Raw genomic sequence first — 13,122 nt, 5'->3', positions numbered from 1 at the left:
CCTTCCCTCGGCAGCCAGGGGAAGGAGTCCTTCGCGTACGTTGGAAACCGTGCCAGAGCCACGGAAACCGATCGTCGAAATGCCGCTGCGCGTGCGCTACCACGAATGCGACGCGCAGGGCATCGTGTTCAACGCGAACTACCTCGCCTACATCGACATGGCCATGTTCGAGGTGGAGAGAGTCCTCTTCGGCTCCCACCAAGCGGCCTTGGACCACGGCGTCGACGTCGTGGTCGCCGAATCGAACCTCCGTTACCGCGCGCCCTGCCGCTACGACGACGAACTGGTCGTGGCCGTGTACCTGGACCACCTCGGCACGACGTCGCTGATCATCGACTTCGAGATCACCCGCGGCGGCGACCTGTGCACGGAAGTGAAGACACGCTATGTCTTCGTCGATTCGAAGACGCTGAAGAAGGCGGCGCCACCCGCGTCGGTACGCGAGGTGTACGCCGCCCTCCTTCCCGCTCAGGCGGACTGAACGCCGGGGCGCCGGTCCTCCACGACGTAGCTGGCCCGCGTGCTGACCGGCGCGCCGGGGGTGTTGACGAACGGCACCACCCGGAAGTCGCTCCGCCAGCGCCGCCGGTCGACGTTGACCCGGACGTACCCGCGCTGGTTGTTGAAGAACTTCATGTGCGGATTGGCCTTCAGCAGGTTCTCACCGGCGGGCGTCATGTCGGCGCCGTTGCCGCCGCTGGTGATCGACGTCCCGACGAATTCGCTCGCGACGGTGGGCGAACCCGGGTCGGCGAAGTCGCGTTTGAGGTCCCAGGCGTAGTTCTGGTGCCGGTCGCCGGTGATGACCACCAGGTTCCGCACCCCGCGGTCCTGCGCGGCGGCGAGTACGCGGTCGCGGTCGGCGACGTAGCCGTCCCACGGGTCGAGGTGGACGTTCGTGGCCTCGCCCGCGTCGGTGTCGGTCTGCCCCATCGGTGCCTGGTTGCCGAGGATCTGCCACCGCGCGCGCGATCGGGAGAAGCCGTCGAGCAGCCATTTCCGCTGTTCCGAGCCGAGCAACGTGCGCTCCTGGTCGAACCGCTCGGTGCAGTTCGCCGACTGGCCGTCGCCGCACGGCTGGTCGTCGCGGTACTGGCGGGTGTCCAGCATGGTGAAGTCGGCCAGCGTGCCGTAGCTCAACCGCCGGTGAAGCCGTGCGTCCGGCCCCTTCGGCAGCTGGGCGATGCGGTACGGCAGGTGCTCGTACATCGCCTGGAACGCCTCGGCGCGCCGCCGGCGGAACACCGCGCGGTCCTGGTCCGGTTCCTTGTCGATCTGCGAGATGTCACCCGCCCAGTTGTTCTCCACCTCGTGGTCGTCGTTGACGTGGATCCACGGGAAGGCGGCGTGCGCGGCCATCAGCGGCGCTTCGGACTTGTAGAGCGCGTACTGGAGCCGGTAGCGGGCCAGGTCGAAGGTCTCGCCCTTGAACTGCGATCCCACCGGGGTGCCGCGGCCGACGCCCGTGACGCCGCTTTCGTACAGGTAGTCGCCCAGGTGCACGACCAGGTCGAGATCCTCGGCCGCCATGTGCTCGTACGCGGTGAAGTGCCCGGCCTCCCAGTTCTGGCAGGACGCGAACGCGAAGTTCAGCTCGCGTGGCGACGACCACGCGACGGGCGCGGTCCGGGTGCGGCCGACCGGCGAGACCTCTCCCCCGGTGCGGAAGCGGTAGAAGTACTCGTGGTCCGGTGCCAGGCCGTGGATCTCCGGGTGCACGGAGTGGCCGAGTTCGGGCGTGGCGACCACGGATCCGCGGCGGAGCACGGCGCGGAAGCGCTCGTCGAGCGACACCTCGTACTCGACGCGGACCGGCGTCCGCGGCATACCGCCGAAGCCGTCGGCTTCGTAGGGCTTCGGCGCGAGCCGCGTCCAGAGCACGACACCGCCGGGCAACGGGTCACCCGACGCGACACCGAGGGTGAAGGGGTTTCCGGCACCGCGAGCGAGCGGCATCGCGCCGGCGGCGTTCCAGGCACCGGTTCCCAGCAGGACGGCGGCCGCACCGGCGGAGCCATAACCGAGGAAGCGACGCCGCGACAGGGGGTGTGGGAGCGAAGGCATGAAGCCCTCCTGTGGTGGGATGGTCACGGGCGGGCCTCATGCTCGTCCGGCTTGATGGCCACCCGGCCGCGCTCAGGCGAAGCGCCCGTGAACGAAAGACGATCAACCCTCGTGTTCCGCATCCTGTTCTACCGCCCGGAAATCCCGCCCAACACGGGTAACGCGATCCGCTTGACCGCGAACACCGGCTGCGAACTCCACCTGGTCGAGCCGCTCGGCTTCACCCTGGAGGACAAGCAGTTGCGCCGCGCCGGGCTCGACTACCACGACCTCGCGCGCGTCCACGTCCACGCGGATCTCGACGCCGCGTGGGCCGCGCTGCTTCCCGCCCGGGTCCACGCGTTCAGCGCCTCGGCGACCCGGCTGCACACCGACGTCGCGTACGCGCCCGGAGACGTGCTGATGTTCGGGCCGGAGTCGGCGGGGCTGCCCGCGGAGGTGCAGGAGTCCGCCCAGGTGACCGACCGGGTGCGGCTGCCGATGCTGCCGACGAGCCGGTCGCTGAACCTGTCGAACACCGCGGCGATCGCCGTCTACGAAGCTTGGCGGCAGAACGGCTTCGCGACTCCCTGAGGCTCTCCCTCATGCTATGAAAGGTCCTTTCCTTGCCAAATTTGCAAGGAAAGGACCTTTCATAGCACTCTCGAGAGCCGGATCAGGGCAGTCGCTGCCCCAGGAAGAGCGAAGCCGCGGCCCCGATCATCAAGACCAGCGTCCCCAGAATCACCCAAGGACGGCTCGCGTCGGCGTCCTTCAGCTCGTACCCGATCTGCTCGCCGAGGTCGTCGTACACCCGCTTCAGTTCGTCCGCGCTCGCCGCCTTGTAGAAATCGCCACCCGAAAGCCGGGCGATCTCCTCCAGCGATTCGTCATCGACCTTCACGTCCTGCGGCTTGCCGTCGATGTCGACCGAACCGTGCGTGGTCCCGAACGAGATCGACGAGATCGGCACCTGGGCCTGCTTCGCCGCCTGCGCGGCCGTGTAGCCGCCTCGCGGGGCGTACAGATCGTCCGGGACCGTCTGCTTGCCGTCACTCATCAGGACGATGCGGGCGGGCGGCGGGCCTTTCGCGCCGCCGACGATCGCCGAAAAGCTCTCGATCGACTGCAACGCGGCGAAGATCCCCTCACCGGTGGCCGTCGACTGCGCCAGCTTGAGGTTGTCGATCGCCTTCACCACGCCACCGCGGTCGGTGGTCGGCGCGACCAGCACGGTCGCCGTCCCGGCAAAGGAGATCAGCCCGAGGTTCACCCCGGGAGTCATGTTCTGCGCGAACGAACGCGCCGACTCTTGGGCCGCCTTCAGCCGGGTCGGGGCGACGTCGGTCGCTTCCATCGACAGCGAGGTGTCGATCACCAGCACCACGGTCGCCCGGTTGCGGGGCACCTTCTGCTCGGCCGTCGGCCCGGCGAGGGCGACGGTGAGCACCAGCAGCGCAAGCACGATCAGCATGGCGGGAACGTGCCGCACCCATCCCTGGCTCTTCGGCGCGACCTTCTCCAGCAGTTCCAAGTTGGCGAACCGCATGGTGCGCTTGCGCCGCGCGCGCTGGGAGAGCACGTAGCCGACGGCCACCGCGGCGACCGCCAGCAGGAGCAGGAACCACCACGGCGACGCGAATCCGGTCAGGCTCACGCGACACCACCGGACCAGCGGCGCTTGCGGGCCACCACGAACCGGACCATGTCCGCGATCCAGTCCGAATCGGTGCGCAGCACCAGATGCGCGGCACCGGCCCGGCGCAACGCGGCCGCGACCTCCTGCCGGTGAGCATGCGCCGCGGCGCCGAATTCCTTGCGCAGCAAGGCCGAAGCGTGCACTTCGCGCTGTTTCCCTGTCTCCGGGTCGGCCAGCACGACGGTGCCCACGTCGGGCAGGTCGAGGTCGCGCGGGTCGAGGACTTCGATGGCGATGAGGTCGTGGTGCCCGCCGAGCGCGCGCAACGGGCGCTGCCATTCCAGGTCACCGAGGAAGTCGGAGATCACGACAGCCAGCCCGCGACGGCGGGGCGGGCGGCGCAGTTTCTCCAGTGCCGCGGCTAGATCTCCGCGGACACCTTCTTCGGCTCGCGGGGTCTCGGCGATCTTGCGGACCAGTCCCCGCGCGTGCGGGAGCCCGCCGCGCGCCGGGATGCGCGTGATGCTGCCGGCCCCGTTGGAGACGAGCGCGCCGATGCGGTTGCCGCCACCGCCGGTCAGGTGGGCGACGGCGGCCGTCGCGCAGACGACCAGGTCGCGTTTCTCGCACAGCGCCGTGCCGAAGTCGAGGCTCGCGGACACGTCCGCCACCAGCCATGTCTCCAGCTCGCGGTCGGCGACGGTCTCCCGGATGTGCGGGCTCGTCGTCCGCGCGGTGACCGCCCAGTCCATCCGGCGGACGTCGTCACCGGGCTGGTACGGCCGGGCCTCTCCCGGTTCCGAACCGGGCCCCGGCACCAGGCCGAGGTGATTGCCCTGCAGCAGACCGTCGAGACGGCGGCGCACGTCGAGTTCGAGCGTGCGCAGGCCCGCCTCCATCCGCTCCCCGCGGAGTACCGGCGGTGCCCAGGAAGGACGTTCGCCCTTCTCGTTCTTCACGCGAGTTCCTTACCTGACGGGTGCGCCGGCCGGAACCGGGCCACCCTGCCCGGCGCCGCCCTGCGGACGGGCCGAAACCTGCGGCAACGGCACGGTCTGCAGCACCCGCGTGATGATGTGGTCGATGGGGACGCCGTCGGCCAGCGCGTCGTAGGACAGCACGAGCCGGTGGCGCAGCACGTCGGGAACGACGTCGACGACGTCTTGCGGCAACACGTAGTCGCGGCCGCGGACCAGCGCCAGCGCTCGCGAGGCGGCGATGATGCCGAGGCTGGCACGGGGCGAGGCACCGTAGGACACCCAGCCCGCGACGTCGGCGAGGCCGTGGTCGTTCGGCGTCCGGGTGGTGAGGACGAGACGGACGACGTAGTCGACCAGCGCGTGGTGCACGAAGACCTGCGAAGCGACGTTCTGCAGCCGGACCAGCTCGGCCGGGCTCAGCACCTCCTGCGGGGTGGGCGGGGTGACGCCCATCCGGTAGATGATCTCGCGCTCTTCCTCGGCGGTCGGGTACTCGACGACGATCTTGAACAGGAAGCGGTCGCGCTGCGCCTCGGGCAGCGGGTACACGCCCTCGTTCTCGATCGGGTTCTGCGTGGCGAGCACGAGGAACGGGTCGGGCATCGGGAAGGTCTGGCCGCCGATCGACACGTGCCGCTCGGCCATCACCTCGAGCATCGCCGACTGCACCTTCGCCGGCGCGCGGTTGATCTCGTCGGCGAGTACGAAGTTCGCCACCACCGGGCCGAGTTCGACGTCGAACCGCTCGGCGCCCTGCCTATAGATCCGGGTACCGAGGATGTCGGCGGGGACCAGGTCCGGGGTGAACTGCACGCGCGAGAACGAGCCGCCGACCACTCGCGCGAAGGTTTCGACGGCGAGGGTCTTCGCGACACCGGGGACGCCTTCGAGCAGGAGGTGCCCCCTGGCCAGCAGGCCGACCAGCATCCGTTCGACCAGCCTGTCCTGGCCGACGATGATCCGCTTGACCTCGAACACGGTCCGCTCCAGCAACTGGGCGTCCCGCGCCGGCGTTCCGGGCTGCTGCTGCGCGCCGTCGGCGTAGCCGGGCTCGGTCACTCGTGCCTCCTGTGTTCCCCGCTTGCGGTTCTGCGTCCGGATGTGACCGTAGTGGTCGGTGACACAGCCGTTCGTGAAGGTAGCCAACCCGATCAGCGGTATGACGGCTGTGAAGGCCTCGGCGACGCCTGCTGGCGGTGAGGCGACCGGGTGGCCGGGCACCACTTCCCCAGCACAGGAAGACCCTTTGCTTGTGCCGAGTGTGTTCGCGTCGGGAGTCCATGCCGGTGTTGAAGGAGTTGCAGGCATGGCCGGTGTCGGCGGCGCGACCGATCCACCACCGAACCCGGCACCCCCTCGTGCCCGACTGGGTACGGGTACGGGCCTTCATGTACTTCGTACGCCGCGGCCCTACCGCCCTCGCCTTCACCGACCTTGCGGGCTCACCGGCCGCTAAGAGAACCGGTCCAGATCCTCCGGGGTGTCGATGTCGTCGCTCTCGCCCGGCTCCTCGGGCACCTCGACGATGTTCAGCCCACCCAACGTCCGGCGCAGCGAGGCGTTCTCCACCGTCTCCGGCAACACCGCGCGCAGCGCCTCCGCACGCCAGGCGCCGAGCAGCCACTGACGTTCCCCCGAACCGTCGAGAAGAACCGCGCCCGAGGCGCCACCGAGCGAGGCCACCAGTCGATCCACAGTGGACTTCCGGACACCCGCGAGGTCACCGGCGAGCACCACGACGATCTCCGTGCGCACCAACGCGAGTCCCGCGGCCAGCGCGGCCACCGGTCCGGTGCCGGGCGAAGCTTCCCGAGTCCAGACGACGTCGCCGAAACCCGGCCGTTCGGGGCCGACGACGATCACCGGATCCGCGTCCTCGAGCGCGGCCAGCGCCCTGGCCAGCAACGGTTTCCCCCCGACGGGAAGCGCGGGTTTGTCCACCCCGGACAGACGGCGCGCGGCGCCGCCCGCCAGCACGATCCCCGCGTGAGACACGCTCAGCCGATCAAGCGGATCGCGTACGGCATGATGCCGCCGTAGCGCACCGGCGCGACGCGGACCCGCAGGCCCGACTGCGGTGCCTCGACCATCTGCCCGTTCCCGAGGTACATCGCGACGTGGTGGATGCCTCGCGCGCTGCCGCCCCAGAAGAGCAGGTCGCCGCGGCGCATCTGCGAGAGCGGCACCTTCCGCCCGGTGTTGTACTGGTAGCCGCTGTAGTGCGGGAGCGACCGCACTCCGGCGAAGGCGTAGATCATCAGGCCCGAGCAGTCGAAGCCGATCTTGTTGTAGTCGCCGTAACGGTCGGCCGTGCCACCGTCGCGGATACCACGCGTCGGACCGCCGGTGTTGCCACCGCCCCAGGCGTAGACCACGCCGAGCTGCGACAGTGCCCGCCGGATGACGGCTTCGACGCTCGCCCCGGCGGGCGCCGACTGGACGGGCCTGGCCGTCGGACGGCCGTCCCCGCCCTCGCTGGGGCCAGGCCTCGACGCGGCGAGCGCTGCCTGACGGGCGCGTTCCTCGTCTTCGCGGGCCTTCTGCGCCTTCCAGTCCTCGTAACGCTGCCGCTGCCCCTGCAGGCCGCTGACCTTCTGCTGCGCTTCGAAGAGCTGCTTCTCGACGCTCGCCTTGTCGGCTTCGAGCTTCTGGTTCTGTGTGGCTTGGGTGTCCTGCGCGTGCTGCGCGGCGCTCCGCGCGTTGTCGGCCTCGCGTTCGGCCGCGTCGGCCGCGCGCTTGCGCTCCTGCGCGATCTCCAGCTTCTTGCGGGCGGTCGCGTCCTTGTTGGACTTGTCCGTCTGCGCGCGCTTCATCGTGTCGAGCGCGTTGAGCCTGCTGCCGCCGACCGCGTCGAGCATCTGGGCGCGGCCGAGGAGTTCCTTCGGGCTGTTGGCGGTCAGGTACGCCGACACCGAGCCGACCGTGCTGCCCTGCTGGAAGCTGGCTGCGGCGAAACTGTCGAGGTCGGCGCGGGCCTTGTCGATGGTCGCCTGCGCGGCGTCGGATTCGGTGCGCGCGGACTGTGCCTCACGATCGGCCTGGGCGGCTTCGTCCTGCGCGCTCTCCGCGTCGACCCTCGCCTTGTTGGCCTCTTCCATCTTCAGCTCGACGGCGTCGTTGAGCTGGGCGAGCTTGGACTCGGCCTGGGCCAGCTGGTTCGTGAGCCTGCCGACGTCACCGGCCTTGGCGTTGGCCTCGGCCTTGCTGGAGTCGATCTGGGAGTCGCTGGGGTTCGGCGGGGGCGGGGGAACCGCGAGCCCCGTGCCCGTCACCCCCAGCAACAGGGCGGCGGCGAGCACGCCGATGGTCATGCCACGGCGGGCACGCGTCCCGAACCCGGCTTCACCACGCACGATTCGCCCGCCTCCTGATCTTGATCGATGACTCACTGTGCCCCTGCCGTCACAGCTATACCAGAAGCACCACCGGAAACTTACACACCGTAGGCACCAATTCCCCTCAACGGGGGACGAACAGACGAACGTTTCGCCACTCGAACGGCCGCAGGTCGGTGAGACCTTCACGACCCGCGTGCTGGCTTGCTTCCCGGAGGGAGCGGAAGGGAACCGGAACTCCGGGGGCGACTTGAATGTCAAAGTGAGCGGAAAAAGACCCCACCCCGGGGGCGACTTGAATGTCAAAAAGGACAGGCGTACTGTTTGAAAGGACGAACGAGGTGTGCCATCCCGCGGCCGGACCTACGGTGGGGGTGCGCAAGACTCGCTCCCGGCCGGCCCGAACGGCCTGGAGAACTCACCGAACTGACCCGCCACTGGAGTTAGAAGTGACCGCACCCGCCAGCAAGGACAGCTTCGGCGCCAAAGACACGCTGAAGGTGGGCGACGCCTCCTACGAGGTGTTCCGCCTGAACAAGGTCGAGGGCTCCCAGCGCCTTCCCTACAGCTTGAAGATCCTGCTCGAGAACCTGCTGCGGACCGAGGACGGCGCGAACATCACCGCCGACCACATCCGCGCGCTCGGCGACTGGGACGCCAAGGCCGACCCGTCCATCGAGATCCAGTTCACGCCCGCCCGCGTGATCATGCAGGACTTCACCGGCGTGCCCTGCGTCGTCGACCTCGCCACCATGCGCGAGGCCGTCACCGACCTCGGCGGCGACCCGGACAAGGTCAACCCCCTCGCCCCCGCCGAGCTGGTCATCGACCACTCGGTCATCATCGACGTCTTCGGCCGCGCCGACGCTTTCGAGCGCAACGTCGAGATCGAGTACGAGCGCAACCGCGAGCGCTACCAGTTCCTGCGCTGGGGCCAGGGCGCCTTCGACGAGTTCAAGGTCGTCCCGCCGGGCACCGGCATCGTGCACCAGGTCAACATCGAGCACCTCGCGCGCACGGTGATGGCCCGCAACGGCCAGGCGTACCCCGACTCCTGCGTCGGCACCGACTCGCACACCACCATGGTCAACGGCCTGGGCGTGCTGGGCTGGGGTGTCGGCGGCATCGAAGCCGAGGCCGCCATGCTGGGCCAGCCGGTCTCCATGCTCATCCCGCGCGTCGTGGGCTTCAAGCTCACCGGCGAGATCCCGACCGGGGTGACCGCCACCGACGTCGTGCTCACCATCACCGAGATGCTGCGCAAGCACGGTGTGGTCAGCAAGTTCGTCGAGTTCTACGGCGAGAGCGTCGGCGCGGTGCCGCTGGCCAACCGCGCCACCATCGGCAACATGAGCCCGGAGTTCGGCTCCACCGCGGCGATCTTCCCGATCGACGAGGAGACCGTCCGCTACCTCAAGCTCACCGGCCGCTCCGAGGAGCAGGTCGCGCTCGTCGAGGCCTACGCCAAGGAGCAGGGCCTCTGGCACGACCCGTCGCACGAGCCGGAGTACTCCGAGTACATCGAGCTGGACCTGTCGACGGTCGTCCCGTCGATCGCCGGCCCGAAACGCCCGCAGGACCGCATCGAGCTCACCGACGCGAAGAACTCGTTCCGCAAGTCCATCCACGACTACGTCGGCGGCGACAAGGACGCCCCGCACACCAACCTCGACGAAGCCGTGGAGGAGTCCTTCCCGGCCAGCGACCCGGCCGCCCTTTCCTTCAAGGACGAGGGCGCGGTCGACCTCCAGTCGGCGGCGAACGGGCACAGCGGCCGCCCGACCAACCCGGTCAAGGTCAGCACCCCGGACCGCGGCGAGTTCGTCCTCGATCACGGCGCCGTGGTGATCGCCTCGATCACCTCCTGCACCAACACCTCCAACCCGTCGGTCATGCTCGGCGCGGCGCTGCTCGCGCGGAACGCGGTCGACAAGGGCCTCGCGGTCAAGCCGTGGGTCAAGACCTCGATGGCGCCGGGTTCGCAGGTCGTCACCGACTACTACGACAAGGCCGGCCTCTGGCCGTACCTGGAGAAGCTGGGCTACCACCTGGTCGGCTACGGCTGCACCACGTGCATCGGCAACTCGGGCCCGCTCTCGGACGAGATCTCCGCGGCGATCCAGGACAACGACCTCACCGCGGTTTCGGTGCTCTCGGGCAACCGGAACTTCGAAGGCCGCATCAACCCGGACGTGAAGATGAACTACCTCGCGTCGCCGCCGCTGGTCATCGCCTACGCGCTCGCCGGCACGATGGACTTCGACTTCGAGAACCAGCCGCTCGGCCAGGACACCGACGGCACCGACGTCTTCCTGAAGGACATCTGGCCGTCGGCCCAGGAAATCCAGGAGACCATCGACTACGCGATCACGCAGGAGATGTTCACCAAGGACTACGCCGACGTCTTCGACGGTGGCGAGCGGTGGAAGTCGCTGCCGACCCCCGAGGGCAAGACCTTCGACTGGGACGCGGAGTCCACCTACGTCCGGAAGCCCCCGTACTTCGAGGGCATGCAGGCGGAGCCCACCCCGGTCACCGACATCTCCGGCGCGCGCGTGCTGGCGAAGCTGGGCGACTCGGTCACCACCGACCACATCTCCCCCGCCGGCGCGATCAAGCCGGGCACCCCGGCCGCGCAGTATCTGACCGAGCACGGCGTGGAGAAGAAGGACTTCAACTCCTACGGCTCGCGTCGTGGTAACCACGAGGTCATGATCCGCGGCACCTTCGCGAACATCCGGCTGCGCAACCAGCTGCTGGACGACGTGCAGGGTGGCTACACCCGCGACTTCACCCAGGACGACGCCCCGCAGGCGTTCATCTACGACGCGGCGCAGAACTACGCGGAGCGGAACATCCCGCTCGTCGTCCTCGGCGGCAAGGAGTACGGCTCCGGTTCCTCCCGTGACTGGGCGGCCAAGGGCACCTCGCTGCTGGGTGTGCGTGCGGTGATCACCGAGTCGTTCGAGCGCATCCACCGGTCGAACCTGATCGGCATGGGCGTCATCCCGCTGCAGTTCCCGGCGGGCGAGTCGGCCTCGTCGCTCGGCCTCGACGGCACCGAGACGTTCGACATCTCGGGCATCACGAAGCTGAACGACGGCGAAACCCCGCGCACGGTTCACGTCACCGCGACGAAGACCGACGGCACCCAGGTGGAGTTCGACGCGGACGTCCGCATCGACACCCCTGGTGAGGCGGACTACTACCGCAACGGCGGCATCCTGCAGTACGTCCTGCGCAAGATGACCCAGGCGTAGGCACTTTCCGCGCTGGCCCCTTTCCCCGCACTTCGGGGAAAGGGGCCTTTCGCATTCTCCGGTACCGCACCACACCTTCCCCAGGACATGAAGGCCCCCTTCCTTGCGCCTAGGTACAGGAAGGGGGCCTTCATGTCCTTCCATCCGCTGCCCTGTGCGGATCGGCCGGAGGAGACGTTGCGATAACCACTTTCGCCAGGTGAAGAATTGTCAGAGTCGCTTTCGCGGCTTACCCCGGCCGATTTTCGGCGGTCTCGCGGTCTTCCCGCTCCGCGCATTCCGCCCGGTGCTCCGGCCGGCGGTCGACGACGCCGCCGAGCGGGCGCAACAACACGTTGACCCCGACGATCACCACCGTCCCGGCCAGCGCGACGACGTAAAGTCCCGCTCCCGCGAGGGAACCGACGGCCGCCGAGCACCACAGTGTGGCCGCGGTGTTGAGTCCGCGCACGTTCAGCCCGTCCCGCAGGATCACCCCGGCGCCGAGGAAGCCGATACCGGAGACGATCTGGGCGGCGACGCGCGTCGGGTCGACGTCGCCGCTGGTGTTCAGCCCGCCGAAGCCGTGGGCGGACAACAGGACGAAGAGGGTCGCGCCGACGGCGACGAGGGCGTTGGTGCGGAGTCCGGCCATCCGGGCGCGGTATTGGCGCTCGATGCCGATGACGGCGCCGAGGCCGACGCCGGTGCCGACCCTGAGCAGCATTTCGAAGGTGTTCATGATTCCGGCTCTTTTCTGGCGTGCGTACACAAAGCCAGACAGGGGAAGGAGACCGGAGAAGGTCAGCGCACCGCGGGCGCGGGTGAACGGCGACCACTTCCGGTCGATCCAGAACTGTCTTCCGGCATGTGCCGCTCACCTCGCTTTCGTACTCGATCGGTGTTGATCAACCTTCGGGACTCTACCACCGGGCGACCCGAACGCGGCGTGGATCGTGTCACGTAGCCGGCGCTGGGCCGGGTCGGCGTCGAGGACGCGTACGCCACGGACGACGGTCTGGACAGCTACGCGAACGTCGACACTCGACCTAGCGGGAAGCGGCTCGGCGATAGCCCGGGTGGAGACGGCCGCCGAGATCGTCGAGGACACCGGTGGCGACCTGCTGGAGCAGTGCGGGTTCGCCCTGGCACACCACCTGCCGGTATCCACGCAGAAGGCGGCGGCTGATCTCCGGCTCGGCTTCCCGGAGGCGTCTGAGCAACCACTTGCCGTGTGAGCGCCACCGTCCTCCCGCGACGAGGATCAACTCGGCCACCGTGATCAGCAGCCTGTCGGCGATGAAGAGCAGTTCGTCGGGATCGTCCGCGCCGGCGAGATCGTCCAGCTGACCGGTGAGCCCGTAACGGCGATCTTCCAGCTCGGCGCGGGAAAGCGGAGGAGGCCCGGCGCTCAACCGCGCCAGGGCGTCCTCGCGCGTCCGGTGACCCGAGCCGTTCCTGTCGAGCAGCACGACACCTTCGCCGCACATGTGCAGTAAGGGCGAACGCCGGTTCGCCGTCTCCCACTCGACGAACTCGGCGTAGGAGTCCGTGGTGTGGCAGAACCACTCCACCGGCAGGCCCTCGTGCTCGGTCGTCTCGCGGTACGGCGCGGGCGGGCCGTCGAGAAACACGACGATGTCGAGATCCGAGAACGGTGTGCGGCGCACGGTGTTCGCGCTTCCGCCCAGAATCGCGGCGCGTGCGCCGGGAAAGCGAGCGGTGACGAGATCGCGGGCGGTGCGAACGGGATCCATTCGACCAGCATGCCCCAGCGGGCGGCTTCCGGCGCCGGTCGGAGCGGGGCGAGCCAGGCACACCGGCGCCGCGACTCGGCCGTAGCCGGTGCCCTGGTTACCCACCCGGGCACCCGAACCGGAATCCCG

10 protein-coding genes and 1 pseudogene are annotated in these 13,122 nt (G+C 69.0%); 3 read left to right on the top strand and 8 right to left on the bottom strand.

Features of this window, described 5'->3' with window-relative positions:
- Positions 1-49 precede the first annotated feature (49 nt).
- On the top strand, positions 50-481 hold the full coding sequence (locus P3102_RS17450) for a thioesterase family protein (RefSeq protein WP_276370587.1): 432 nt from the start codon (positions 50-52) through the stop codon (positions 479-481).
- On the opposite strand, the gene P3102_RS17445 is transcribed toward P3102_RS17450, so the two are convergent.
- The gene (locus P3102_RS17445; protein ID WP_276370585.1) at positions 469-2,064 is read right to left on the bottom strand and encodes an alkaline phosphatase D family protein; all 1,596 of its coding nucleotides are present in this window, start codon (positions 2,062-2,064) and stop codon (positions 469-471) included. The two genes, P3102_RS17450 and P3102_RS17445, sit on opposite strands and share 13 nt — an antisense overlap.
- 111 nt (positions 2,065-2,175) lie before the next feature.
- Between P3102_RS17445 and P3102_RS17440 the strand changes: the two genes are divergently transcribed.
- Positions 2,176-2,637 carry a tRNA (cytidine(34)-2'-O)-methyltransferase gene (locus P3102_RS17440; protein WP_276370583.1) on the top strand — a complete coding sequence of 154 codons (462 nt, stop codon included), beginning with the start codon at positions 2,176-2,178 and terminating at the stop codon, positions 2,635-2,637.
- An 82-nt stretch (positions 2,638-2,719) separates the two neighbouring features.
- On the opposite strand, the gene P3102_RS17435 is transcribed toward P3102_RS17440, so the two are convergent.
- The 5 genes from P3102_RS17435 to P3102_RS17415 all read right to left on the bottom strand — a co-directional run bounded on the left by P3102_RS17435 (position 2,720) and on the right by P3102_RS17415 (position 8,015).
- Positions 2,720-3,700 (bottom strand): VWA domain-containing protein, encoded by a 981-nt coding sequence (locus tag P3102_RS17435; protein WP_276370581.1) that lies wholly within the window; start codon positions 3,698-3,700, stop codon positions 2,720-2,722.
- Positions 3,697-4,581 (bottom strand): DUF58 domain-containing protein, encoded by an 885-nt coding sequence (locus P3102_RS17430; protein WP_276371220.1) that lies wholly within the window; start codon positions 4,579-4,581, stop codon positions 3,697-3,699. The genes P3102_RS17435 and P3102_RS17430 overlap by 4 nt, the downstream gene beginning before the upstream one ends.
- A gap of 69 nt (positions 4,582-4,650) precedes the next feature.
- Positions 4,651-5,721, bottom strand: coding sequence for a MoxR family ATPase (locus tag P3102_RS17425; protein WP_005150115.1), 1,071 nt, complete (start codon positions 5,719-5,721; stop codon positions 4,651-4,653).
- Positions 5,722-6,114: 393 nt separating this feature from the next.
- Positions 6,115-6,657: an NTP transferase domain-containing protein gene (locus P3102_RS17420; RefSeq protein ID WP_276370578.1), complete on the bottom strand. Its 543-nt coding sequence runs from the start codon at positions 6,655-6,657 to the stop codon at positions 6,115-6,117.
- A gap of 2 nt (positions 6,658-6,659) precedes the next feature.
- On the bottom strand, positions 6,660-8,015 hold the full coding sequence (locus P3102_RS17415; RefSeq protein WP_276370576.1) for an NlpC/P60 family protein: 1,356 nt from the start codon (positions 8,013-8,015) through the stop codon (positions 6,660-6,662).
- A 431-nt stretch (positions 8,016-8,446) separates the two neighbouring features.
- On the opposite strand from P3102_RS17415, the gene P3102_RS17410 reads away from it, so the two are divergent.
- A complete protein-coding gene (locus P3102_RS17410; RefSeq protein ID WP_276370575.1) occupies positions 8,447-11,257 on the top strand; it encodes an aconitate hydratase in 2,811 nt (936 codons plus the stop codon).
- 289 nt (positions 11,258-11,546) lie between these two features.
- Here the strand turns inward: P3102_RS17410 and P3102_RS17405 are convergent.
- Together P3102_RS17405 and P3102_RS17400 are read right to left on the bottom strand one after the other, a co-directional pair.
- Positions 11,547-11,978: pseudogene (locus tag P3102_RS17405) on the bottom strand (MgtC/SapB family protein); the annotation flags it as partial.
- Between the two features lie 307 nt (positions 11,979-12,285).
- Positions 12,286-12,993, bottom strand: coding sequence for a nucleotidyltransferase domain-containing protein (locus P3102_RS17400; protein ID WP_276370571.1), 708 nt, complete (start codon positions 12,991-12,993; stop codon positions 12,286-12,288).
- Positions 12,994-13,122 lie beyond the last annotated feature (129 nt).

This window comes from Amycolatopsis sp. QT-25 (genome assembly GCF_029369745.1).
GTDB lineage: Bacteria > Actinomycetota > Actinomycetes > Mycobacteriales > Pseudonocardiaceae > Amycolatopsis.
The sequence above is the reverse complement of the archived record's forward strand: the minus strand, read 5'-3'. Positions and strand labels throughout refer to the sequence as shown.